Annotated in this window: 31 protein-coding genes and 1 other RNA gene; 4 read left to right on the forward strand and 28 right to left on the reverse strand. The window is 32.6% G+C overall.

The genetic code is table 11. The features are described 5' to 3' along the window. The 15 genes from CD111_RS00090 to CD111_RS00155 form a co-directional block, all read right to left on the reverse strand. Positions 1–326 (reverse strand): hypothetical protein (locus CD111_RS00090; RefSeq protein ID WP_103268481.1); only part of this gene is annotated, 326 nt, incomplete at its 3' end. Then, entirely contained in the window at positions 326–757 is a 432-nt protein-coding gene (locus tag CD111_RS00095) for a hypothetical protein (protein WP_095089136.1), read from the reverse strand. The genes CD111_RS00090 and CD111_RS00095, both read right to left, overlap by 1 nt. A 285-nt stretch (positions 758–1,042) precedes the next feature. After that, entirely contained in the window at positions 1,043–1,372 is a 330-nt protein-coding gene (locus tag CD111_RS00100) for a sigma factor-like helix-turn-helix DNA-binding protein (RefSeq protein WP_095089138.1), read from the reverse strand. Continuing rightward, complete coding sequence (locus CD111_RS00105; RefSeq protein WP_229726460.1) at positions 1,360–1,836, reverse strand: pathogenicity island protein; 477 nt, start codon at positions 1,834–1,836, stop codon at positions 1,360–1,362. Before CD111_RS00105 ends, CD111_RS00100 begins: the two co-directional genes overlap by 13 nt. Before the next feature lie 16 nt (positions 1,837–1,852). Then, positions 1,853–2,332, reverse strand: a complete 480-nt coding sequence (locus CD111_RS00110) for a terminase small subunit (protein ID WP_158245671.1) — start codon at positions 2,330–2,332, stop codon at positions 1,853–1,855. 110 nt (positions 2,333–2,442) lie between these two features. Then, a complete protein-coding gene (locus tag CD111_RS12610; RefSeq protein WP_169711999.1) occupies positions 2,443–2,616 on the reverse strand; it encodes a hypothetical protein in 174 nt (57 codons plus the stop codon). Next, a complete protein-coding gene (locus tag CD111_RS00115; RefSeq protein ID WP_095090170.1) occupies positions 2,616–3,194 on the reverse strand; it encodes a hypothetical protein in 579 nt (192 codons plus the stop codon). The genes CD111_RS12610 and CD111_RS00115 overlap by 1 nt, the downstream gene beginning before the upstream one ends. Further along, complete coding sequence (locus CD111_RS00120) at positions 3,191–3,559, reverse strand: pathogenicity island protein (protein WP_095089142.1); 369 nt, start codon at positions 3,557–3,559, stop codon at positions 3,191–3,193. The genes CD111_RS00115 and CD111_RS00120 overlap by 4 nt, the downstream gene beginning before the upstream one ends. Positions 3,560–3,644: 85 nt before the next feature. Next, a complete protein-coding gene (locus tag CD111_RS00125; RefSeq protein ID WP_095089144.1) occupies positions 3,645–3,971 on the reverse strand; it encodes a hypothetical protein in 327 nt (108 codons plus the stop codon). 334 nt (positions 3,972–4,305) lie between these two features. Next, a complete protein-coding gene (locus CD111_RS00130) occupies positions 4,306–5,970 on the reverse strand; it encodes a DUF927 domain-containing protein (RefSeq protein WP_229726461.1) in 1,665 nt (554 codons plus the stop codon). Between the two features lie 6 nt (positions 5,971–5,976). Beyond that, on the reverse strand, positions 5,977–6,828 hold the full coding sequence (locus CD111_RS00135) for a primase alpha helix C-terminal domain-containing protein (RefSeq protein WP_095089149.1): 852 nt from the start codon (positions 6,826–6,828) through the stop codon (positions 5,977–5,979). Between the two features lie 58 nt (positions 6,829–6,886). Then, positions 6,887–7,081 carry a hypothetical protein gene (locus tag CD111_RS00140; RefSeq protein ID WP_095089151.1) on the reverse strand — a complete coding sequence of 65 codons (195 nt, stop codon included), beginning with the start codon at positions 7,079–7,081 and terminating at the stop codon, positions 6,887–6,889. Beyond that, positions 7,074–7,370: a type II toxin-antitoxin system toxin TscT gene (locus CD111_RS00145; protein WP_095089153.1), complete on the reverse strand. Its 297-nt coding sequence runs from the start codon at positions 7,368–7,370 to the stop codon at positions 7,074–7,076. Before CD111_RS00145 ends, CD111_RS00140 begins: the two co-directional genes overlap by 8 nt. After that, a complete protein-coding gene (locus tag CD111_RS00150; RefSeq protein ID WP_095089155.1) occupies positions 7,371–7,616 on the reverse strand; it encodes a hypothetical protein in 246 nt (81 codons plus the stop codon). Positions 7,617–7,628: 12 nt separating this feature from the next. Continuing rightward, positions 7,629–7,841 carry a helix-turn-helix transcriptional regulator gene (locus tag CD111_RS00155; RefSeq protein ID WP_095089158.1) on the reverse strand — a complete coding sequence of 71 codons (213 nt, stop codon included), beginning with the start codon at positions 7,839–7,841 and terminating at the stop codon, positions 7,629–7,631. Between the two features lie 200 nt (positions 7,842–8,041). Here CD111_RS00155 and CD111_RS00160 point away from each other — a divergent pair, with 200 nt between their 5' ends. Genes CD111_RS00160 through CD111_RS00170 form a run of 3 tightly spaced genes read left to right on the forward strand, consistent with a single transcriptional unit; the run spans position 8,042 to position 10,594 of the window. Beyond that, positions 8,042–8,680 (forward strand): helix-turn-helix domain-containing protein, encoded by a 639-nt coding sequence (locus tag CD111_RS00160; RefSeq protein WP_095089160.1) that lies wholly within the window; start codon positions 8,042–8,044, stop codon positions 8,678–8,680. 15 nt (positions 8,681–8,695) lie between these two features. After that, positions 8,696–9,802, forward strand: a complete 1,107-nt coding sequence (locus CD111_RS00165) for a tyrosine-type recombinase/integrase (protein ID WP_095089162.1) — start codon at positions 8,696–8,698, stop codon at positions 9,800–9,802. Between the two features lie 12 nt (positions 9,803–9,814). Then, positions 9,815–10,594, forward strand: coding sequence for a hypothetical protein (locus CD111_RS00170; protein WP_095089164.1), 780 nt, complete (start codon positions 9,815–9,817; stop codon positions 10,592–10,594). A 112-nt stretch (positions 10,595–10,706) separates the two neighbouring features. On the opposite strand, the gene ssrA is transcribed toward CD111_RS00170, so the two are convergent. The 13 genes from ssrA to CD111_RS00235 form a co-directional block, all read right to left on the reverse strand. Further along, positions 10,707–11,063: a transfer-messenger RNA gene (gene ssrA / locus CD111_RS00175) on the reverse strand. Positions 11,064–11,141: 78 nt separating this feature from the next. Continuing rightward, the gene (gene smpB / locus CD111_RS00180) at positions 11,142–11,603 is read right to left on the reverse strand and encodes an SsrA-binding protein SmpB (RefSeq protein WP_229726462.1); all 462 of its coding nucleotides are present in this window, start codon (positions 11,601–11,603) and stop codon (positions 11,142–11,144) included. A 16-nt stretch (positions 11,604–11,619) separates the two neighbouring features. Continuing rightward, the gene (rnr, locus tag CD111_RS00185; protein WP_095089168.1) at positions 11,620–13,950 is read right to left on the reverse strand and encodes a ribonuclease R; all 2,331 of its coding nucleotides are present in this window, start codon (positions 13,948–13,950) and stop codon (positions 11,620–11,622) included. 30 nt (positions 13,951–13,980) lie between these two features. After that, positions 13,981–14,721: an alpha/beta hydrolase gene (locus tag CD111_RS00190; protein ID WP_095089170.1), complete on the reverse strand. Its 741-nt coding sequence runs from the start codon at positions 14,719–14,721 to the stop codon at positions 13,981–13,983. A 91-nt stretch (positions 14,722–14,812) separates the two neighbouring features. Beyond that, positions 14,813–15,046: a preprotein translocase subunit SecG gene (gene secG / locus CD111_RS00195; RefSeq protein ID WP_016911935.1), complete on the reverse strand. Its 234-nt coding sequence runs from the start codon at positions 15,044–15,046 to the stop codon at positions 14,813–14,815. 69 nt (positions 15,047–15,115) lie between these two features. Further along, a complete protein-coding gene (gene aroA / locus CD111_RS00200; RefSeq protein ID WP_095089172.1) occupies positions 15,116–16,459 on the reverse strand; it encodes a 3-phosphoshikimate 1-carboxyvinyltransferase in 1,344 nt (447 codons plus the stop codon). Positions 16,460–16,678: 219 nt separating this feature from the next. After that, a complete protein-coding gene (gene eno / locus CD111_RS00205) occupies positions 16,679–17,983 on the reverse strand; it encodes a surface-displayed alpha-enolase (protein WP_095089174.1) in 1,305 nt (434 codons plus the stop codon). Positions 17,984–18,015: 32 nt separating this feature from the next. Continuing rightward, on the reverse strand, positions 18,016–19,548 hold the full coding sequence (gpmI, locus tag CD111_RS00210; RefSeq protein ID WP_095089176.1) for a 2,3-bisphosphoglycerate-independent phosphoglycerate mutase: 1,533 nt from the start codon (positions 19,546–19,548) through the stop codon (positions 18,016–18,018). Continuing rightward, positions 19,548–20,309, reverse strand: coding sequence for a triose-phosphate isomerase (gene tpiA / locus CD111_RS00215; RefSeq protein ID WP_095089178.1), 762 nt, complete (start codon positions 20,307–20,309; stop codon positions 19,548–19,550). Before tpiA ends, gpmI begins: the two co-directional genes overlap by 1 nt. Before the next feature lie 22 nt (positions 20,310–20,331). Further along, complete coding sequence (locus CD111_RS00220) at positions 20,332–21,522, reverse strand: phosphoglycerate kinase (RefSeq protein WP_095089180.1); 1,191 nt, start codon at positions 21,520–21,522, stop codon at positions 20,332–20,334. A 114-nt stretch (positions 21,523–21,636) separates the two neighbouring features. Further along, complete coding sequence (gene gap, locus CD111_RS00225; RefSeq protein WP_095089182.1) at positions 21,637–22,647, reverse strand: type I glyceraldehyde-3-phosphate dehydrogenase; 1,011 nt, start codon at positions 22,645–22,647, stop codon at positions 21,637–21,639. Positions 22,648–22,696: 49 nt separating this feature from the next. Further along, positions 22,697–23,713, reverse strand: a complete 1,017-nt coding sequence (locus tag CD111_RS00230) for a sugar-binding transcriptional regulator (protein ID WP_095089184.1) — start codon at positions 23,711–23,713, stop codon at positions 22,697–22,699. Positions 23,714–23,857: 144 nt separating this feature from the next. Then, entirely contained in the window at positions 23,858–24,106 is a 249-nt protein-coding gene (locus CD111_RS00235) for a glutaredoxin family protein (RefSeq protein WP_095089186.1), read from the reverse strand. Positions 24,107–24,547: 441 nt separating this feature from the next. Between CD111_RS00235 and clpP the strand changes: the two genes are divergently transcribed. After that, positions 24,548–25,141, forward strand: a complete 594-nt coding sequence (clpP, locus tag CD111_RS00240) for an ATP-dependent Clp endopeptidase proteolytic subunit ClpP (protein ID WP_095089188.1) — start codon at positions 24,548–24,550, stop codon at positions 25,139–25,141. The last annotated feature ends 198 nt before the right edge of the window (positions 25,142–25,339 follow it).

Consider the following 25,339-nt stretch of genomic DNA (forward strand, 5'->3'; position numbering starts at 1 on the left):
ATACCAGATTGAATTAGTTGATTATGAATTATAGGTCTAGTTAATGGTAAAAGTAATGGAACGATTAATTTACTTAATGTTTCATTTTCAATATTTTCACCATTAATATTTTCAAATTGTCCTTTTACTATAACTTTCATATCAAAAAAATCATTTTCTAAAGTAACAACTAATATACCCTCTTTTATTGATCCATCACCTTTTTTAATTAACACCTTATAATTGGGTTCTAATTTACTAATTTCATTATTATATTTCTTTTTTTTCATAAAATTCATAGCTTGTAGTTCGAAATTATTTAATTGTATATGGTAATTGTCTTTCATTACATTGCCACTCTTTCGTAAACATCCGGGTTATATACTTCGTAACTTTCATTTTTATATACATCTATAATATGTGTATTATTGTTTATATACTCGATATTGTCATCCATACTTAATAATATATCTATAAAAATAAAAATCTTTGTTTCATCATTTTCATCAAAAGACTTAATAACTTCTAATTCTTCATTAGTAATATCTAATAAATTTGAACAAAGTTCTTCGTTATTTAATAAATATATTTCCTTTAAAATTCTTTCAAAATGATTGTTAAACCATTTAATTTCATTCTCATATTGTTTTTGTTTATCTACTATAGAAAGCATAATTTCTTCTGATAGCTTCAGGAATCTACTAATTTTATTATTTGGTCTTTCACCTAAAAGATTGAGAACTTCGAAAAAGTCTACAAATGATAACACTTTTCCCATAAGGCTTACCTCCTTAGTGTATCTATCAAGTCATTATTTGAATTATCCTCTTATCAAAACGTTTAGTCAACGATTATTTTTCTCTGTAAATTCATTATACAATTTATCCCCCTTATTACAACAATTAAATGCTTTTAAACTTTAGTTTTTGTTAATCATTGATAGTTCCGGATGTTCTTTTCCTTGATTTATATTATTGATCCACACAATTTTTTCTTCATAAATACTACTATTATAACTACCTAAAACATTAGTAACCTTCTAAATAAACAAAAGAGATCACCATTAAGGCAATCTCTCAATCATTTCATTATAGATTTGTCTCACACGCTCACCACTTAAATTAAAATACTTACCTACTTCTCTATATGTCTTGCCCTCACTTAACAATAAGAATATAAAATATTCTTTATCGCTGGCTACCTTCTCAACAATCGATTCTATTTCATTAAACCGTATATGCGCATCTATATCATGATCGTGCATAATTTCAGTATCATCATTCAGATTAAAGAATGTGTCTAAATCTTCCTCTTGGTAGTTAATAGGCTTAGCTAACTTGTGGTAATTAGAGATAAACTCTTTCATTGCCTGCTTATCATCTATACAGTGCATGCCTTATCCTCCACATTAAAAGTTGCTACATCATTAATAGGCTTTATCTGCTCTATATCGCTTGTTTTATGACACGCTTTATACAAATCAACTTGTAACCTATCAATCACATCAAAGTCTTTTACACGCCCGTTAGTAGCCATATAACGCATGATATTCCTTTGCTCTTGTAATGTATACGAACTGATTACTCGCTTTAATATCTTTAATCTTTCATTAGACTTACGCTTGTAGTAGCCCAGCTTATTCTTTTCTTCAACGATATATATAACCAACTTGTCTAGTGGATAAGAAGTAGATACCAATCGCCCATTTTCATCAGTGATAACATGCGACATATTTAAGTGATACATACACTCTATTTGCATATTCATAGCTTTAATCTTACTATTTATAATTTTCGGGTTAAACTTCATCAATAACTCATACTCTGTGAACTTATTTTTTTCAAAGTCTGGTAGCATTTAACCACTCCTTTATTTAATTCGAACTAGATAATAAATTAAAATAACTTTCTATTTTGTCCTCTATGTTGTTATTACTACTCATGCCATCAATTTTTTTATTGAGCAGTTCAATTTCTTTTTGTATCTTACTTCCTTTAACAGTTGTTTCAAATGATAATTTATTTAAACCTTTTAGAGCACCTAGATAAGCATTGCTAGATGCATAAGAAATACCGTACTGATCTATATGATTTTTAGATTTATTTAAAAGCCATAAATACTGGTGAATTGCTTCTTCTCTCGTCCATATAGACTTATTAATAAAAACATTCATCAATTCATTAAACCTATCCATTACCTTAGGCTTATTAAAGAGTTGAGATGCTTTATTATCAATATATACATCGTTTTTGTTTTTAACGTTATACCCTGCACTAATATAGGCTTGGCGTTGCGATTTACCAGAAACTAAATAATTCACAAATAATTCTTCTTTTGAAGTTAGCTTAGTCAAAATAACACCTCATTCTATTATTTATACCTTTTTAAAACTGTCTGGAATGTATGGTTTTGTTAGGTTCTTATATTAATAAAGCCAAACCAATTAAGGCTTGGCTGTTATAATTAATTTTTTCTAATATTGATTTCTTGTGCTAAATCTTCTATTGAAGGTATGTTTTCCAAATTACGTGTTTCTTCAAAGTTCACGTCTTCTTTGACTGATTCTAATAGTGCTAATCTTTGTTCATCTTCTAACTCCATATTGTTTATAGTTTCTAACGTTTTACTGAATTCCATTACTTTACTACCTCCAATTTTTTATTTTCGTCAAATCTTATAATGTTTGGACTAATTAAATTACTCTCAATATACAGAGCGATTACTCTTCCGTATTCTTTTCTAAACACATCATCTTTTCTCATATTATAGCGATCTATCCATGAATCGAATTTATGCATGTCTTTTGCATATTCTTCATTCAATGAATTGATCTCATCTAAAACAATATTAAATTGATCAATTGCTTTGTCTAGTTTATTCATTGCTTTCAACTTTTCATTTTCATATAAATTTGGTAGTGTTTTTCTGTTTAATAATAATTCTCTAAGTTTTTCCTTTTTTAAACTTTCTAGTAATTCATTTTTTGTAGATAAACGTTTTAGTGATTTTACCTTACTATCCTCTAATATTTCAATTTCATTAAAAAGAGTATCTGCCTGTTCCTCGTTACCATTTTTAACAAACTCCTTATATTTAATAGACAGTTCTACAATTTTATCCTTAATTCTTCCGATATCATTTTCTAATGAAGTTATTTCATCATTATGTTTGTTTAATTCTTTATTGTACTCATCAAATAAATAATTAGATTTCACCATTCATTCCCCTTTTCATCTTTAACTTTAATCGATTGTACTGCCTCTAAACGTTTGATATTGCCCTTTATAATACTTTCAAGCGTGTTGATTGCATCATCTTTATCTTGCTTACTCGTGATGATATAATAGCCTCTTTTTTCCCTCGTACGACAACTACCAATCGGATATTTAAACCTTAATACTAGGTCGCTAATAATACTTGCTAACCAGCGATAATTTGCTTGATTAATTTCAAGACGTAATTGTCTTAAGACTTTGTCTCTTGTAATATACTTATTAGGTGCGTTTGTTATCACATTGAAAACTTGGGAGTGATCTGTGGGTAATTCACGCACCCTTGCTTTTTCTAGAGTTTTTACCATTTACATTCCTTCTTTCTGTTATTTAGCTTTTTATTTCTTATCAAGTTCAACTTGAATCTTGATAACTACTCATATAAAACCCTCCTTATGCTATAAATGTATAATTAGCAACTTTATTAATTTGTTCAATCTCTTTAATAACATTCTTTTTATTACCATCATTAATTACGGTGGGTGCGATTACTTGCAGCGCTTTGATTACATCTTCTATCTCATTTAACGTTAGATCTCTTGAGTTTAAATAAATGTACTTTTTTAGATTTAATCTACTTGGTGCACATTCATCATTAATTGGTATCCTCTGAAGACAAGCCAATTCTGATTTTATTACTCCATCTTTGGTCTTTGTCATTTTTCGATATACTTGTAGCTTGTTTAATAATTCCAGTGCGTGATTTATTGGTTTAGTCATTTTTATTTTCTCCTTTTTTATATTAAGTTTTTTTGTAGTACCACATTAGGACAACGTGAGTACCACTTAAAAAATTTATTGTTGTACTGGATAAACGCCTATATATAGGTATTTATTATCATTAGTACAACGAGTACATCGTTTTTCACAAACAACATACATATATATAGTTAGTTAGTCTAATGTAGATTAAATCTTATAATATATATGCTCTATAAAATATGTTGTACTTGTTGTACCGCTATTCAAATACTTCTTAAAACAGTTGATATAACAACCTTTTGAGAGTACAACGTTTTTTTATTTAAGTTGTACCCATGTTGTACTTGTTGTACTATAGTTTTTCATTTCTAAAGTCAAAGCCTAGTTCTTGAATAATATCTTTCTTAATCGCATAACCTATATATCTCTTTCCATTATGTTTAACTTGTTTCACGATTCTATCTGCACCAACATTTAAATACCCTCGTTCTTCCCATTCTTTTGTGATTGTTCTTACCTCATGCCCTAAATAATCTTTCATTGGTTTAGATAACACACACAAGTAATCTTTATGGAATATCGCCTTTAATTCGGTATTGTATACTTCACCATATCCAGCACCAGTTATACTATTTCTACTTGCATCTAATTCTTCTAATAATCCTTCTAACATTTCTCTAGGTTTATCTAATGTCTTGTTGCTCTCTAACATTCTGTGAAATGCAGTATCAACATTTTTATAATGATCATGTTCAAAGCCTGCAATGTCGTTTAATATTTCGCCTGCTACCATTAATACTGCAAAATATCTTGCTACACGTTGCATGACTTCGTTTTCTCCAGCTTTCTCAATATATATACCTTCATACGCTTTAAAGTTATCTTTATAGGACGCTTTTTGCTTACTATATTGTTCTATAAACGCTAGTCCTAAATGACCGTAATTGCTCTCTATTCCTTCGTATAACGCTCTTATATTCACATCATCATTGAATGGATTGTCTTGTAATGTTATTACTCTGGCACTCACTCCAGCTTTCTCATTGCCATACTCAACTATTGATGTTTCTCCAGTGCTTAGTAATATGTTGTTCCAATTCTTTACGATATCGACACTCTGCACATTTCCACGACCTTTACTCTTACCACCACTGAATTGATAAACAACGTCACTCAATAAGTATGCTTTAGCTTTACGTGTGTCGTCGTACATACTTGGAAAACTATTTAAGATACTCGCTTTACGTTCTAAATCAATAGGTGTCGTGTTCCACTCGTTTATAAGTCTTTCAGTACCCCATACACTGCTAGCAACTCTTAAAGCTGTTGTCTTACCCGTGCTGGTTTTACTCGCCATGTCTACTACAAACGGATCTACGTTAAAATCGTGTAATAGTATTGAGCCTAACGATGCATATACGAATGTCATAACCATTGGACTATGTTTGATTGGTTTAAATACTTTTTCTGCATAATCTTCGATATTACCTTTTGTTTTAAAAGCATTAGCAAGCTGTTTATAGCCTTCTTCGTGTATGACAAGCCTTATATCATCATTTATTAAAGGGTGGATAAAATGACCTTTTACTTGCCCTAATCTAGTAGCTATGGTTTCATCAGGTATATTATTCAATCGCTTAAACATTGATATGAATTGCACCATTTCAGTACGATTAATAGTATCTACATCAAGCCCCTTATTAGCTAGATTTATAATGTTCTTACTATCAGCAATTTCAGTTGCTTGTACTGGTAATGTCGTAAATTCACCAGCTTTCTTAAACTTCATTTCGTAACTGATGATTAAACTTTCAATATCTTTTAGTTGCTTTGTTATAAATGGTGGTGTAGACGTTATGAGTATAGGTACGATTTCTTTATCATCGCCACGACCTTTTTCAACCATTTTATATAACCAACCATTATCTCCAACTTTGTAATTTTCTGGAATGATGTCGTGCTCTAACACTTCTTTTTTCTCATTAATTAGTTCATCGATCTCATTAGGTATTTTCAACAATCATCACTCCTTTATGTTTATTCTGTAATGTTTTTTATAGATACTAGTGAATATTTTATTGAGTTCCTTTTCTGCTAATGGTGGTGTACATAACGTTTGATTATATGAGTAGGCAAGCCAATACGCTAATTTATCCCCTATATTCTTAGCAAGCAATAAACCCACTAAAGACGTCAAAGTTTGGTTTCTACTACCAATTACTACACCCTCTGCTACATCGTCCCAGAAAGCTTCTGTACGCTTAGTGTTGCTATAGTTTCTTGATTTGTGTTGCTTTGTAGCTTTCATTAGAAAGTCGTAATCTAGAATAGGCTTATCGTTGTATTCAAATACAAAAGCAGACTCCTTATTTTGCTTAACACTGTACGTCATAGCTTGGCTTGGTACTTCACTCGCTTTGTCGTATGATAATCCAATCAACTCACCAAAAATTTGAATAGCTTTCCTGTACAATGTAGCTTTAAGTGGTTTGCTAATAGGTATCAATAACCTATAGCGACTACCCTTATAAGTGTGATTGAATGTTGAGTAAATCATGTAAGCAACATTTCCCAGTTTATTATTAACTGTCTCTAAAAAATCTATATCATCAGCTAGATCATCATAATCAAGAATGAGCATGTTCCTATCAATCATATTGGCATCGTTTCTAATTTTTTTATCATCGCTATTAGTCCCAGCTAGGAATACGCCACGTTCGTATTTATCCTCACTAATTGCTGGTATTGATAACTTTTTAACTAAATCAGAGTATTTGATATGATGCTCTTTCTTAAAGCTGTCTGCATACACATTTTTATATTCGAGAATAGTTATATTCACATCATTTTCTATCTTTATCGGTTTATAACTCATGTCTATACCCCTCCAAATAATTCATGGTTTGTGGTATAATCAATACATATTCGGTGTATTAATTATTTTTATGACCTTTAGTAGTTGGCGCTACTTGAGGTCTTTTTATTTCTGATAATAGAATTAGTCCCCAGCATGTAATACTGCTTAATAAACAGGCAAAATAAATAGCTTGGATAGTTGATAATCCTATAAGCATGAGGGTTATACCTAAAATGCTCATCATTGCTATAAGACATAAGTATTTAGTCATTTTCAGCACCTTCTTCATGCAATTTATTCAATTCTGAATCAAGTTTAAAAATTAATTCGTCCATTTCCTTCTGATAAACTTCAAGTAGTTTTTGCGATTGAGTCAATCTAATTCGCTGTTCATAGTATCCTATCCCATGTTTCATCATTTCATCTTTACTCTTTAAACGATCACTACAAAAATGTTCCTCAATTAACCATTGATTACTTTGTATCAAATCATCAAATTTTTCTTGCAGAATCTCCATATCATCTTTCAAATTAACTATTTCAAATAATTCATTTTTCATTTAAATTTCCTCCATTAATTGCTTTTTGTTTTGACCTTCCCAAACTTCAATTTGAATCTTGTCTGATAAAGAAGCCATAAAATTATTCAATACAACTTCAGCACTCACACCCAATTTGGTTTCTTGTGTTATTTCACCATATTTAGTATTTAGCCATTTCACGATTTCTACTTCATATTCAGAACGTCCATACAAGTATGCTTGTTGTTCACGTTTGTTGAGTTCATTAAAATAATTATCTAGCATTTTTAAGCCCTCCTATGATTCAATTTTAATTTCATTACTGAATAACTCATCTAACGTCATACCGTATAACTCAGATAAAATTTGAGCTTCTGGAATTGTGAAGTTAGCTTTACCACTTTCTTTAAGCTGGTATCTTTGTGGTGAAATACCTAATTTCTTAGCCACATAACCTTGTGATTGTTTTGCTTCATTTCTAGCAATGTATAGACTCCAATTTTTTGTCATAACAATTCCTCCTTTGAACTTTTTAGAACAATATATTAAATTTTTTTGTAAGAACAACCATCTTTTTAGAACTTTTTAGAACTTACAAAATTATCTTAGCATGTTATCATTTATAAAGTCAACGAAAACATTGTACATTTTAGAACTTTTAATTTATCATATCCTTATATAGTTAATTATTAGTATAAGGAGAGCTCTTAATGTATGACAAAAAGCTGGTTGGTGAACGAATTAAAAATATTAGGCTACAAAGTGGGAAAACTCAAGAGATATTTGGAGAAATTTTTTCAGCAAGTAAAGGTAATGTAGCAATGTGGGAAAAAGGCAAAACTTTACCGAATGCAGAAAGGTTAAAAAAAATATCGGAATTTGGGAATATTAGTGTTGATCAATTATTATATGGTGATTTTTTAGTAATGTTAGAAAATATAGCTAAAGAGAAAATCAACGGAATTTTGCGAGAAAATGGTTTAGATTACGACAAAGATTTATATGATAAATTGATGTCTACTGCATCCGGTTTGATAATATCTTTTAATGAAAGAGGTAGCGACTCCTTTGACCCTAATTTATTTAATAGACTTTTAGAACATTATTTACAATTAGAATTAGATTTAGGAGATAGAGATCTTGATTCTTTAACGGAATTTGCTTTCAGACGTACATTGAACGCTCAGGAATTAGTTGTTGAATACCACGATGATTCAAAAGCTAAAAAGTATTTGGATGATAAAAATATTGATGAATTTCTATCTAATATTTCAGATAAATACGAAGACATTCTACATTATATTGATGATTTTAGGGAAAGAAATAATTTAGACAGTTTAATTGAATAAAGTAGGTGATATTTATTGAATCACGATCTAAAACTTTCACACAACATATATAAAGATGCTAAACGTGGTACTTACTATTTCCGTATCAAATACTATGATGAAACAAATACACGTCAAGAAATAAGACGTAGTGGCTTTTCACAGCGTAAAGAGGCAGTTAAGAGGTGTAATGAGCTATTAGATGAATTAGAGGGCATAGGAAATATTGATACGTTGCCATTTGATGAATTAGTACAAGAATATGCTGATTGGTATTCAGCAAGACGTAAGCAATCCAGCTATAAGGCATTAATGACACACGTTAATAATCATCTACTTCCATATTTTAAGAAAATAGACGTATATCAACTTGATACAAAAGCAATTATGAAATTTCAAAATAAGAAATTAAAAGAGGGACACTCTGGGGAATATTTAAAGAAGATGCATGTATTTCTTGTATCTATTCTTAACCATGCTATGAAGTATCACGATCTAAAACAAAATGTAGCATCTCTTGTAGGTAATTTTGAGATAGAATCAAACAAAAGATTGAACTATTGGACTGTTGAACAATTTAATGAGTTTGTGGAAGTATTACCAACTATTCAACAAAAACTTTTCTTTAAACTATTATTTTATAGTGGGGCTAGAAAAGGCGAAATAAGGGCTATTACATGGTGTGATATCAACTTTAGTGATAACTATATCCACATAGATAAAACTGATTATCATGGTACTGTAACAACGCCTAAAACTAAAGCAGCGATACGTGATATATACTTGCCACAACATGTTATGGACAATCTAACAGAATATCAGTCATGGTATAAGGATAAAAATATTTATAAAGATGATTATGTATTATTTGGAACGTTCTTTAAGTCATTCAGTGAATCAACAATTGATAGGTGGTTTACAACTGCACTAAATGTATTAGATGATAACTTACCAGACGGACAAACATTCCCACGTATTGTTATCCATGAATTAAGGCATAGCCACGCATCACATTTAATCAATCATGGTGCTAACATAATGATAATAGCCCAACGATTAGGACATGCTGACACAACCGAAGTCATGAACAGATACGGGCATTTATACCCTAGTACACAAAAAGAAATAGTTAAATATTTATAAAAGGAGCATAGTATGAAAATTGACATAACAGCTTTATTAATACCACTTCTATCATCTTGTATAATTGGTTCAATTTTTATTATAGTTTCAATTTCCAGAGATAAGTTTTTAAAAACAATTGACATTAATCAAATGTTTGCAATAACAAAAATTTTAAAATTTATACTATTTATAATTATCTCTACATGTTTAATTGTATTAATTTCCTTAGATTTAGTACATCATGAACCTGAACAAATAAATAATGTACTAAATAATCCCAAAGAAAGACTTATGTATTTTACCAAAATCTCACTTTTTATCATTATGTTTTCTGCTATATATATTTTTCTTTCATCTTTTTCAAATAAAGATTGTTATTATATCGAAAATTATAACAATAGTGGTAAAAGACTTTATATTCTACAAAAATATAAAGATTATTATATTTGCACTATAGATTCTCCTAAAAGTGATATAAGAATCATAAAAAACTCAGAAGATATTATCAATACAAAATTAGAATATTACTATAATAGCAATATACAACATTTCGACGTTTCTAACGTATTTACATATAAATCTCACAAAACAAGAATGTTTACTTTTTTTCTAAGTAACTTCCTATTAATTATTTTAAGTATATTTTTAATAGGAGCAATCCTTCTTCTTAATTCATTCATTAATTTTCAGTCTCAAACATTAATTATAATTTCTTTAACCTTCTCTATTGCCATATTAGTATATTTATTTATTGCTCTGAAAATGAATTGGTCAAAATTGAGGAAATATCTAAATAGTCGAAAAGAATAATTTGTTAAAAGCACAATCTAAACAATGATTGTGTTTTTATTTGGGGCGTAACTGGGGCTTTACTGGGGCGTCAAAAATAAAAAGCCCACAACCACAAGGGTCGAAGGCTATATAATGGAGACGGCGGGAGTTGAACCCGCGTCCAGAGATCCTGATACGAATGTTTCTACGTGTGTAGTCTAGTCGTTGGCGTTTCGCATTGTTATAGGAGACTGACACCCTATTACAATGCTAGTTTGATTAATCTCTTCTCGTCAGACTTCAAACGGCAGTGACGAGCGTACCCTACTTAATTTGAATCACGTTAACAGCACATAGGTGATGCTATTAGGTGATGCAGAGCGCTATTAGGCAGCTACTGCTAAGTTTTGTTGTTTGCCAGTTATTATAACTGTTGTGTTGATGACGAAGACAACCCTCCGACACGCTTCATAAGCTCGGGGACCCCTGTCGAATCCGTAACGTCCCCTCAATAAGAAATATACTTCTATTAAACAGAAGTATATTTAATCTTAACAACTTTTTATTGATTTATCAATAAAATTATTTAATATCTTTGCTTTAATGCTCTTTCAACGTCACGTTTTGCTTGTTTTTCTTTAAGCACATGTCGTTTATCGTAATCTCTCTTACCTCTAGCAATACCTAATAGTACTTTACAATAACCATGTTTAATATAAAGTTTAAGCGGTATTAACGCATATCCTTTTTCTCTAGAAATACCAAACAGCTTATCTATTTGTTTTCTCTTTAGAAGTAACTTTCTCGTTCTTAATGGATCATGATTGAATCGGTTACCTTCTTCATATGGTGCAATATGCATATTATAAACATACATTTCTCCGTTGTAGACACGTGCATAGGAATCTTTTAAGTTAGCACTACCTCGGCGAATGGATTTGATTTCTGTACCTTGTAATACTATCCCAGCTTCTACCGTGTCTTCTATTGTATAATCGTGGCTTGCTTTACGGTTTTGTGCAAGTGGTTTACTTTGAACTTTTGGCACATCCATCACCTACTTTCTATTTTTTCTTTCCTCTTGCTTTATTCTTCACAGCTTTTGATTTGTAGTAAGGCTTTTTATTCTTGTTATCACCTTGTTTACCTTTAGCTCTACCTTTACTGTGTTTATTTGGCTTTTCTTTTTCATTTGATGTATTGCGTTTTTTGGCTTTGATTGTTTTTTCTCTTGCTAATTTTTCTCTATTTTTTTCAGCTATTGGCATGCCAACGATTTGGAAATCAATCATTCTTTCATCAACATTTACATTGATTACTTTGACTTCTACTTTATCACCAATTCTAAATACTTTAGCTTGACGTTCACCAATTATTGCCATGTTTCGTTCATCAAAGTTATAATAATCGTCGGTTAAGTTAGATATATGAACCATACCTTCAATTGTGTTTTCAAGTTCTACAAACATACCGAAATTAGCAACTGAGCTGATAATACCAGTAAATACTTCTCCAACATGTTGAATCATGTATTCTGATTTCTTCAGATCATCAGTATCGCGTTCTGCATCAATCGCTCTTCTTTCGCGTTTTGAAGTGTGATCAGCGATGTCAGGTAACATTTCTTCCCAATGTCTGATTTGTTTACTGTTCATTGATTTTTCAATTAAATATTTACGAATCAATCTATGAACGATTAAGTCAGGATATCTTCTAATTGGTGATGTAAAGTGCGTATAGTAATCAGCTGATAATCCAAAGTGACCTAAATTATCTTCACTATATCTTGCTTGTTGCATACTTCTTAACATCAATGTCGCGATTACCATTTCTTCTTTCTGTCCTGCAACTTCTTCAACAATTTTTTGTAAAGTTGAAGGATGAATATCTTCGCTAGTACCTTTAACCATAAGACCAAAGTTTGTTATAAATTCAAAGAACTTATTTAGGCGTTCTGCTTTAGGATTCTCATGGACACGATAGATGAAAGGAACTTCTAACTTACTAAAATGTTCTGCTATTGTTTCATTCGCTGAAAGCATAAAACTCTCTATTAAGCGTTCTGCGTCATTTCTTTCTCGAACTTGTATATCTGTTGGGATACCATCATGATCTACTAATACTTTAGCTTCTTTAATATCAAAATCAATTTCTCCACGTCTTTTACGCTTAGCAATTAATTGATTAGACAGTTGTTTAGCTAAATCTAGCATTGGTGTAATTTCAGCATATTTATTTCTAATTTCTTGATCGTTATTTTCAATGATGCTATTTACATCCGTATATGTCATTCTATAGTCTGAATAAATGACACTTTCAAAAATTTCATGTCTAACGACTTCACCTTGTTCGTTGATTTCCATTCTACAACTTAGGGTCAGTCTGTCTTCATGAGGATTTAATGAACAAATACCGTTACTTAGTCTATGAGGAATCATCGGTATAACGCGATCAACTAAATATACGCTTGTCGCTCTATCATAAGCTTCTTTATCCAGTTCACTGTTTTCAGTAACGTAATAACTAACATCCGCTATACTAACCGTTAACTCTGTTAAACCATTGTCTAGCTTTTTGATTGCGACTGCATCATCTAAATCTTTAGCGTCAGCACCATCAATCGTAATCGTTAACTCATCTCTTAAATCACGTCTGCCTTTAATATCTTCAGAACTAATTTGATCGGGTACTTTTTCCGCTTCTTCTATAACATTATCAGGGAACTCAATGTTTATGCCATGTTGATAAATAATAGATAATATATCAACCCCCGGGTCATTCTTATGACCCAAAATCGCTTTAACATGTCCTTCTGGATTATGTGTACCATCAGCATACTCTGTTATTTCAACAAGTACTTTATGACCTTCAATCGCACCTAAGTTTTTTCCTTTAGGAATGAAGATATCTTGTGTTATTCGTTTATCATCAGGTAATACAAAACCAAAATGCTTAGCTTCTGTGTATGTACCTACAACTTGAGTGATGTTTCTAGTCGTAATAGCTTTAACGCGTCCTTCTGTTTTTCCTTTGTGGTCTCCACGAGAAGGCACAACTTCAACTAATACTTCGTCTCCATCCATCGCTTTATTGATTTGATTTGGTGGAATAAATATATCTTCAATCGTATCGTCTTCAGGTCTTAAGAATGCAAAGCCTTTCTTATGTTGGCTAAGTGTCCCTTTAACTAAATCTGATTTATTTCTCTTTCTCTTATATCTATCCGTCTTTGTTCTTTCTAGTTGACCCGTTTGTTCTAAATCAACTAGAACTTTGATTAATTCTTTGAATGAATCAGCGTTACTTAATCCCATAACATCTTGAAATTCACTTACAGTCATCGGACTATATTCTTTATCGTTAATGATTTGTTCAACTTCTTCTCTTAGATTCATAGTGGGCCTCCTTTCTATTTATAATTTATTTTATTCTGACCAATCTAATGATTCTAAAAACTGGTATACATCTTCGAATAATTTTTCTTTTTCTTGCCCAATTGTTATAACGTGACCAGAATCTTCGTACCATTTAATGAATTTATCGTCAGACGATGTTTCGTTATATATAACGTTTGCCGAATCAGGATTTATCATGTCATCCAATTTTCCTTGTGCTACAAATAAAGGGTCAAATACATCTTCAACTTGATCTCGCACGCCTTGAATTGTATCTTGTAACTCCGTTAATGTTTCGGTTGGATGGAAGTTTTTCATCTCTGCTTCAATTTGTTCTGGTGTTTTACCTTCGTATTTCTTAAATTCTCTGGCATAATCTAACACACCTTGAAACATTGTGCCTTCAGTTTTGATATACATAGGAGAACACATCGTTATAATACCTTTTACGTCTCTATTTAAACTTAATTTTAAACTAAATACGCCACCTAATGAAAGGCCTGCTACTGCAATTTCAGTATACCCTTTTTCAACTAAAAAATCATAAGCCTCTAGACAGTCTTTAAACCATACATATGGGCTTGATTCTAAAATTTCTTCTGGAGGTCTACCATGACCTTCATAGTGCGGGGCATATGATGTGTAACCTTTTTTTTGTAAGTAACGACCTAATTGTCTTACATCTGATGAATTACCTGTAAATCCATGTAACAGTAGTACTGCTCGTTTACCTTCTTCAAAAAAGAAAGGCTTAGGTAATTGAATTCTCATTGATTGACCATCCTTTTACATAATTCTAATACTATTGTATCGTTTTTTAACTTGTAAACAAACAAAAAAGTCCGACAATACAGTCGGACCTTTACATTTTAAAGTAAGTGATTGCTAACATTAATAAGAAAAATAAAATCGATAAAATAATTGTAACTCTGTGTAAAACTAAATCTATTCCACGTTGTTTTTGTTTTCCAAATAATTGTTCTGCTCCGCCACTAATTGCACCAGATAAACCAGTACTTTTACCTTCTTGAAGTAATACGACGGTAATCAATGCAATACAAACGATGATTAATAAGACGATTAAAAATGTATGCATGGACTCGGTCCTCCTGTCTATTATAACAGTAGAATTATAGCATATTTACATTATTCACTCAAGTTTTCATTAAATATAATCTATCGTAATGCCTAATGACTGTAACATTTCAAAATATGTTGGGCATGTTTTTGAAACACAAGATGGATCCAATAACGTAATACCGTCTACTTTAGTGCCTATTAAACTTAAAGACATGGCAATTCGGTGATCGTCAAATGTGTCTAGTACGCCACTTTTGATCTTTCCTGGTGTAATAGTCCAGCCATCTTGGTGTTCTTCGATTTGTATGCCAAGTTTAGATAATGACTCTGTTAAAGCAGAAACTCTATTACATTCATGGTGTCGTATATGTTCTACTCCTGTAATCGTAATCGGACCATCAGCAAATGTAGCAAGTGTACCAATCGTTAATGCTTGATCAGAACATGCATTCATATCTATTGTTAAGTTGCCTCGAAGTTGCTTTGGACCTGATATCACAACATAATCTGCACCTCTTTCAACTTCGGCACCCATTTTCTCTAAAATGTCTACCACTTCTAAATCTGGTTGATGACTATTTAAGTTTAAGTGATTGATTTTTATTGTTGATTCAGTTAATGCTGCTAAAGCCATAAAATAACATGCTGTAGATAGATCAGCTTCTAATGGTAAATTCACAGCCTGATATTTCCCTTGTTCAACTTTCATTTGTTTATAATCACTTGAAACATCAACATTGATACCAAATTGATTCATCATATCAATCGTAATATCGACATACGCACTTTGTACAATATCCGTTGTTAATTCAATTTCTGTTGGTTTATTAAATAGAGGCGCAGCCATTAATAGACCGCTAATAAATTGGCTGGATTGATTTCCAGCAACAGATACTTTCCCACCAGTTTCAGTATTACCTTTAATAGATATTGGAAGCTGTCCATGTTCTTCAAGGTAATTCACTTCTACACCTAGTTGCGTTAATGCATCATGCAAAGTTTTGTGTGGTCTAACTGCTAATTGTTCAGTTGATGTCATGATAATCTCACTATTATCTTGGGTACCAAGAATCCCCGGTAAAAATCGAGCAGTCGTGCCAGCTGAACCAATAAATACTTGTTGTTTACTCGGTAATTGATTCACTTCAATACCCGTAACTTTAATATCAGTATCATTAAACTCAAAAGTCGCACCTAGTTTTTTCAAAGTTTCCATACACCAATATGTATCATCACTCTTAAGATAACCAGATAATGTTGACGTTCCTTCACTAAATGCCGCCAGAATAAAGGCACGATTTGTAACGCTTTTACTACCAGGAATAACAACCTCTTTATTAAATGACTGTTTGACAGGATGAAGTGTTAATTTTTCAACGCCATCCAACGCAGACCATGGTGATTTAGCACTTTTTAAATTAATCGTCATAGATGATCCTCCTAAAAAATTCATTGATTATATTATAGCCCATTTTATGAATGAATGAAACGAATTCATCACATTGATTTAAAGCGTTAAAGTAAAATGTCTATATATGCTTTAAATCATATTAAAAAAGCAGAAGAAATTCAGTTTTTCACTGATTTTCTTCTGCTTTTTTCATCTAAGACACTTATGCCCAAGACTTATTTAAAATATTAATTTCCATTATTTATTCAAGTTATAGAAAGCTTTAATACCTTCGTATTTAGCTGTTTCATATAATTCATCTTCAATACGTAATAATTGATTGTATTTTGCAATACGATCTGTTCTTGATAATGAACCTGTTTTGATTTGTCCAGCATTTGTTGCAACTGCAATATCAGATATTGTAGTATCTTCTGTTTCACCTGAACGGTGAGAAACAACTGCTGTGTAACCAGCTTTTTGAGCCATTTCAATAGCTTCAAATGTTTCAGTTAATGTACCAATTTGGTTAACTTTAATTAAGATTGAGTTACCGATTCCTTTTTCAATACCTTCTGATAATTTTTCAGTATTAGTAACGAATAAATCGTCACCTACTAATTGAACTTTATCTCCGATACGATCTGTAAGGACTTTCCAACCATCCCAATCATTTTCATCCATACCATCTTCAATAGTAATAATAGGATATTTGTTTACTAATTCTTCTAAGAAATCAACTTGTTCTTCTGAAGTACGTTTAACACCATTTTCGCCTTCGAATTTAGCATAGTTATATACGCCGTCTTCGTAGAATTCTGATGCTGCACAGTCAAATCCTAAGAATACATCTTCACCTGGTGTTAATCCAACAGCTTTGATTGCTTCTAGAATCGTTTCAACACCGTCTTCAGTACCTTCAAATTTAGGAGCGAATCCACCTTCGTCACCTACTGCAGTTACTAATCCACGAGATTTTAAGATTTTAGCTAAGTTATGGAAGATTTCAGCTCCCCAACGTAAAGCTTCTTTAAATGAATCTGCACCAACAGGTAAAATCATAAATTCTTGGAATGCGATTGGTGCGTCTGAGTGAGAACCACCATTCACAATATTCATCATTGGAACTGGTAATTGAACGCCATTGAATCCACCAAGATATTTGTACAATGGTTGACCTAAGAAGTCAGATGCTGCACGCGCTACGGCGATTGAAACACCTAAAATTGCATTAGCACCTAATTTAGCTTTGTTAGGTGTACCGTCTAAAGCGATCATTAATTTATCAATAGAAACTTGCTCTAATACTGAAAACTCACCTTCAATAATTTCAGGGGCAATAATTTCATTTACGTTCTCAACTGCTTTAAGAACACCTTTACCTAAATAACGGTCTTTGTCTCCATCACGTAATTCAACAGCTTCGTATTCACCAGTTGATGCGCCAGATGGAACTAATGCTCTACCAAAAGCACCACTTTCAGTTAATACTTCTACCTCTACTGTTGGGTTACCACGTGAATCTAATACTTCGCGTGCATAAATATCTGTAATAATTGGCATAATTAAAACTCCTTTATCATTTTAGTTGATTATTATTTGATTAATGACTCACCAGTCATATCTTCTGGTTTTTCTACTCCAAGTAAATCAATAAGTGTTGGTGCTAAATCTGCTAAACGTCCACCACTTCTTACTTCTACCCCTTCTTTTGTTACGATAACAGGAACTGGGTTAGTTGTATGTGTCGTCATTGGTGAATCGCTATCTGTTAAAACTTCATCTGAATTACCGTGGTCTGCTGTTATAATTGCCGTACCATCCATAGATAAAATTTTGTCTACTACTTCACCTAGACACTCATCTACTGCTTCAATTGCTTTGATTGTAGGTTCAAGCATACCACTGTGGCCTACCATATCTGGATTAGCAAAGTTTAAGATAATTAAATCTAAATCACCTTTATCTAATTCTCCAATTAAAGCATCTTTGACTTCGAAAGCACTCATTTCTGGTTTCAAATCATATGTTGCTACTTTTGGTGAATCAATTAGCACACGACGTTCACCTTTAAATTCTGCATGTGAACCACCGCTCATGAAATACGTAACGTGTGGAAATTTTTCTGTTTCAGCAATTCTTAATTGATTTAAATTATTTTTTTCAGCTACTTCACCGATAGTATTTTTAATATCGACTGCTTTAAATGCAACTTCAGCATTAACGTCGTCACTATATTTAGTAAAAGTAACAAAATATAAATCTTCAAACTTGCGATCTAATTTAAATCCTTCGAATTTTTCATTTGTATAAACTTGACTTAATTGCGCTGCTCTATCAGGACGGAAATTAAAGAATATCATAGCGTCATGACTGTTTACACCTGTATTTTCAATACCTTGTTCCTCATCTTTCACGATGAATGGTATTACAAATTCGTCAGTAAGTCCTTCTTTATAATTTGCTTCAACACCTTCAGTAGCTGTTGTATAAACTGGACCTATACCATTAGACATGGCGTTGTATGCTTTTTCTTCGCGTTCCCAACGTTTATCTCTATCCATTGCATAATAACGTCCAGAAATTGACGCAAATTGTCCTAAACCTATTTCTTTAAATTTATTTTCAATTTCTTCAATATATTTAAGAGCAGATTTTTGGTCTACATCACGACCATCTAAGAAACCATGGACGTATAATTTTTTCACACCTTGCTTTTTAGCTAATTCTAATAGGGCAAATAAATGTTTGTAATGGCTATGTACGCCACCATCAGAGATGAGGCCCATTAAATGAAGTGTTGAATTATTCTTAACAACATGACTCATTGCTGCTTTTAATTCTTCTATTTCAAAGAAGTCGCCATCTTCTATTGATTTGTTGATACGCGTTAAACTTTGATACACAATTCTTCCTGCACCAATATTTAAATGACCTACCTCAGAATTACCCATTTGTCCTTCAGGAAGCCCAACATCTAATCCACATGCTGATAGCTCATTATGTGGATATTTGTTGTAATATCTATCAAAATTTGGTTTGTTAGCTAATTTAACCGCATTACCATGTTCTTCTTCACGGTTTGCAAAGCCATCAAGTATGATAAGTGCTGTTGGTTTTTTTGCCATTATTTAGCACCTTCTAATAATGCTACGAATGAATCAACTTTCAATGAAGCGCCGCCAACTAATGCACCGTCAATGTCTGATTGAGCCATATATTCTTTAATGTTTTCAGGTTTAACACTACCACCATATTGAACACGTAATGCTTCACCTGCATCATTTGAGAATGCTTTTGCAGCTACTTTACGTACATGTGCACACATTTCGTTAGCATCTTCAGAGTTTGATGATTTACCTGTACCGATTGCCCAAATAGGCTCGTAAGCTATTACTGTAGATTTAACTTGTTCTTCAGAAAATCCTTTAAGTGCTGCTTCTACTTGTTTTCCAACAATTTCTTCAGCTTTGCCAGATTCTCTTTCTTCTAATGTTTCACCTACACAAATAATAGGTGTCATGTTATGTGAGAATACAGCTAATGCTTTTTTATTTACATCTTCATCTGTTTCACCGAAGTATTCACGACGTTCAGAATGTCCTAATACGACATATTTCACACCTAAATCTTCAAGTGCAGCTGGAGAAGTTTCACCAGTGAATGCACCATTATCCTCGAAGTAAGCATTTTGAGCACCTATTTGTAACCCTTGTGCTACACCTTCTTTAGTTAAGTTAACTAATGCATCTAAGTGTAATGTTGGTGCACAAATAACTGCATCTACCTCGTTAGTGTCTGGTAATGCTGGAAGTTCATTAACAAAGTCTTTTGCTTCTTGAACTGTTTTGTTCATTTTCCAGTTACCTGCGATAATTGGTTTTCTCATGATTATAAAACTCCTTTTATGATTATTTTTCTGAAATTGCTACAATACCTGGTAACTTTTTACCTTCTAGGTATTCTAATGACGCACCGCCACCTGTTGAAATATGTGTAAAGTCATCAGCAAACCCTAGATCCATTGCTGCTGCTGCTGAATCTCCACCACCAATAATAGTAGTAGCATCTTTCAAGCTCGCTATTGCTTTACATACACCAATTGTACCTTGTGCGAAATTACTGAATTCGAACACGCCCATTGGCCCGTTCCATACAACAGTATTTGCGCCTTTTAATGCTTCACTAAATAATTTTACTGATTCTGGACCGATATCCATTGCTTCTTGATCAGCTGGAATATCATCTGCAGATACTACAGTGATTGTTGCATCGTTAGAAAATTCTTTCGCAACTTTACAATCTACTGGAAGGATAATTTTATCTCCAGCACGGTCTAATAAATCTTTAGCAAAATCAACTTTATCTTCTTCTAGTAATGATAGACCTATCTCTTTACCTTGTGCTTTAAAGAATGTATAAGCCATTCCACCACCGATGATAACTTTGTCTGCTATTGTTAATAAGTTTTCAATGACACCAATTTTGTCAGAAACTTTAGCGCCACCTAAAATCGCTACTAATGGACGTCCTGGTTCACTAACAACGCCACCAATAAATTTGATTTCTTTATCCATTAAAAATCCTGATGCTGTTTCAATATTGGATGCAATACCAACATTTGAAGCATGTTCACGGTGTGCTGTACCAAATGCATCGTTAATAAATACATCACCTAATGATGCCCAATATTTACCTAATTCAGGATCATTTTTAGATTCTTTCTTGCCATCTACATCTTCAAAACGTGTGTTCTCAACTAATAGTACATCGCCTTCTGATAATGCATTGATTGCAGATTCTAGTTTATCTCCACGTGTTTCGTCAATAAATGTTACATCTTTATTTAAAAGTTCACTTAATCGCTCTGCTACTGGTTTAAGCGATAATTCTTTTTTGTCTTCTTCTGTTTTCACTTTACCTAAATGCGAGAATAAAATTACTTTACCGTCTTGTTCAATAATGTATTTTATTGTAGGAAGCGCTTGAACAATTCTATTATCATTTGTAATTGCACCATTTTTCATTGGTACATTAAAATCTGCTCTTACAAGTACTTTTTTTCCTTTTAACTCAACATCTTTGACATTCATTTTTGCCATGACTTGTCTTCCTCCTCTAGATAATTGAAAATGTTATACGATTAAAAATAAGCGGAGAAGCGTTGTGCTCCCCGCTTACTTATAAGCATAACCTATTTAGTTCATTTAATTAAATTATTTGTTAGCTTGAGAAGCTAAATATTCTAAAGTACGAACTAATTGTGAAGTATAAGACATTTCATTGTCGTACCAAGATACAGTTTTAACTAATTGACGATCGCCAACAGTCATAACACGAGTTTGAGTTGCATCGAATAATGAACCGTAAGTGATACCAATAATATCTGATGATACAATTTCATCTTCAGTGTAGCCGAATGAATCATTTGTAGCGTTTTTCATTGCTTGATTGATTTCTTCTACTGAAACTTCTTTGTCTAATACAGCTGTTAATTCTGTAACAGAACCAGTTGCAACTGGAACACGTTGTGCAGAACCATCTAGTTTACCTTTTAATTCTGGAATTACTAAACCAATTGCTTTAGCAGCACCAGTTGAGTTAGGTACGATGTTTTGAGCTGCAGCACGCGCACGACGGAAGTCGCCTTTAGCATGTGGAGCATCTAAAGTATTTTGGTCACCAGTGTAAGCGTGAATTGTCATCATTAGACCTTCAACGATACCGAATTGATCATTTAATACTTTAGCCATTGGTGCTAAACAGTTAGTAGTACAAGAAGCACCTGAAACGATTTCTTCTGAACCATCTAATTCGTCATGGTTTACGTTATATACGATTGTTTTTAAATCACCTGATGCTGGAGCTGAAATTAATACTTTTTTAGCACCTGCTTCGATATGAGCAGAAGCTTTTTCTTTATCAGCGAAGAAACCAGTACATTCTAATACTACATCGATGTCTAAATCTCCCCATGGTAATTCTTTAGGGTTAGGATTTTCGAAAGTTTTGATTTCTTTACCGTTTACGCGGAAACCGTTCTCGATAACTTCAACTTCGTCTTTGAAACGACCTTGTGTAGAGTCATATTTTAATAAATGAGCTAACATTGCGTCATCTGTTAAATCGTTGATTGCTACAACTTCGATATTTTCTACCTCTTGTAATCTTCTAAATGCTAAACGACCTATTCTACCAAATCCATTAATTGCTACTTTAGTTGCCATTATTGATGGCCTCCTTTATGATTGTTATTACAAAAAGGCTATTCGCCTTTTATTCCAAATTAATTATTGCTTTTGCAGCTTTCTCATCAGTTATAAGAACTGTATTCTTTGGTGCAATTTCAAGATAGGCTTTAATTGCCTCAGCTTTAGATGCACCACCCGCTACTGCAAAAATGTTTGTCTTCGTTACTAAATCTTCTAGTTGCATGCCGATAGTCTTAACACGATGTACGACTTCACCTTTTGAATCAAAATAATACCCAAAAGCTTCACCGACTGCATGATGATGTTGCAATTGACCAATTATTTCATCAGAAGTTTTTCTTCTCTTGGCCATCTTCAGCGCATCACCAATTCCGTGAATAATAAAATCCGAATGACGTATTGCATCAAGCACCTCTATTACTGCAGGCTCTTTCAACAATGTTTCATAAGAACTTTCACTAACCTGGTCTGGAACATACAAGACTTTATACGACCCACCAGTTCGATTTGCCATACTTGCACAAATTGTGTTTGCTTGAAATACTACATTTTCTCCTAAACCGCCTCGAGCTGGTGTAAACATGATGTCTTTGTTTAATGGATGCAACGACTCACTTACTTTAGCCATCGTTGAACCACCTGTTACAGAAACAGTTGCTTTATCATATAATGCCTGTTCTAGTAGTTCACTTGTAACATTACCCATTTCTGCCTTAACTGACTCATCTGAATCAGAATTTCCTCTTACGATGTGAACTTTCACACCATACCGATTAAAAAATTCCTCTTCTAAATGATTAAAACTAGAGTATAACGTTAAATAATGTGCTAGTGATGAAAGTGTTTGTTCGCCAACATCTGTCAACTTCATTCCTGTAGACTGAACACTGACCAAATCTTGTTGTTTCAAAATTTCGATTTCAGTTCTCAATACCCGTTCAGTTACATTCATAACATCACTTAATGACCTTCGACCAATAGGTTGTTTCTTTTCAATCGTACATAAAATATTAAAGCGTCGATACATCTTGTCAATCAAATCAGGAACTAGTCTATGTTGTATCTTCAACAAATCTTCCATAAACAAGACGCCTCCTCACAGATTAACAGATGGGCAATTTCCAACCTAGGTTAGACGTTTTGTGTCCCATGCGGGTCAAAAAAATAATATCTGTTTACATTTTTATAATACACCCGACAATATGTTTTTGCAAGCAAAAGAACTCTAACTTTTGAAGCGTGACATCTCTTCTAATAACGTAACAAAATCAATATTGCCTTCTTGTATTATATGACTATTGTATTTCACAACTGGGATGCGCAACATGTATTCTTCCATTAGTTGGTCATCTTCTTCTATATTAATAGTTTCAATCTCGACATGTCTTTCGAAGGATTCTTGAAAGAATAGCAGTTGATGCCTTGCATTTTCACATAAAGTACAGTTACGACCTACATAAAATTGAATTTTCATATTATCATCCTCTAAACATTATAGCCTCCCCGAGACGAGTTGAACGCCCATTTCAAGAACCGGAATCTTGCGTGTTATCCATTACACTACGGAGAGATAAATCTTCATTATTAATTTATATTGCCTTAACACTCTACTACTATAATAAAATTATAAATTCAAAGGAGTGAAATGATATGACATTTAGCCAAGCAGAAAAAATCATACACAAAAGATGCGCACGCTTTAATATGAAAGCTGATAAGATCAATTGCACACTTCTACTTGATTACGGAAACTATTATATCATTTATGCAAACATTGACAATATATGTCGCAAATTCCCCGTGTATAAATCCGCCATTTAAGATATAATATTCATCAGCAGGTCATATTTTTTGACCATGTTTGACTTTGTAGTGTATGATATGGTCATTAAGATATTCAAAGGAGGATTAACTGATGAATTTAATTCCAACAGTTATTGAAACAACTAACCGCGGTGAACGCGCTTATGATATTTATTCACGTTTATTGAAAGACCGCATTATTATGCTAGGTTCTGCTATTGATGATAACGTAGCTAACTCAATCGTATCACAATTATTATTCTTGCAAGCTCAAGATTCTGAGAAAGATATATATTTATATATCAACTCACCTGGTGGTAGTGTTACAGCTGGATTTGCTATTTATGATACGATTCAGCACATCAAACCAGATGTACAAACAATCTGTATCGGTATGGCAGCTTCAATGGGTTCATTCCTATTAGCAGCTGGAGCTAAAGGTAAACGTTTCGCATTACCTAACAGTGAAGTTATGATTCACCAACCACTTGGTGGCGCACAAGGACAAGCAACTGAAATTGAAATTGCAGCGCGTCATATTTTACGTACTCGTGAAAAATTAAACAAAATTTTATCAGAAAGAACAGGTCAACCAATTGAGAAAATTGAAAAAGACACTGATCGCGATAATTTCTTAACAGCTGATGAAGCTAAAGAATACGGTTTAATTGATGATGTTATGCATCCAGAAGATATGAAAGCTTAACTTTAATAAGGATTACTGCCTGGGACAAACGTGTTCCAGGCTTTTTTTATATTTATTATTCGATAAGAAAACATATAATTGATTAGCCTGTTTTTCATTTAATTACTTATATACCACTTTATTTTGTACGCCATATTTACAAAATATTAACTGAATATAAACTTTTCGTTAACTTTACTTTGTTACGGTTAAATAGTA

It is taken from the genome of Mammaliicoccus stepanovicii (assembly GCF_002902525.1).
Classification (GTDB): Bacteria; Bacillota; Bacilli; order Staphylococcales; family Staphylococcaceae; genus Mammaliicoccus; species Mammaliicoccus stepanovicii.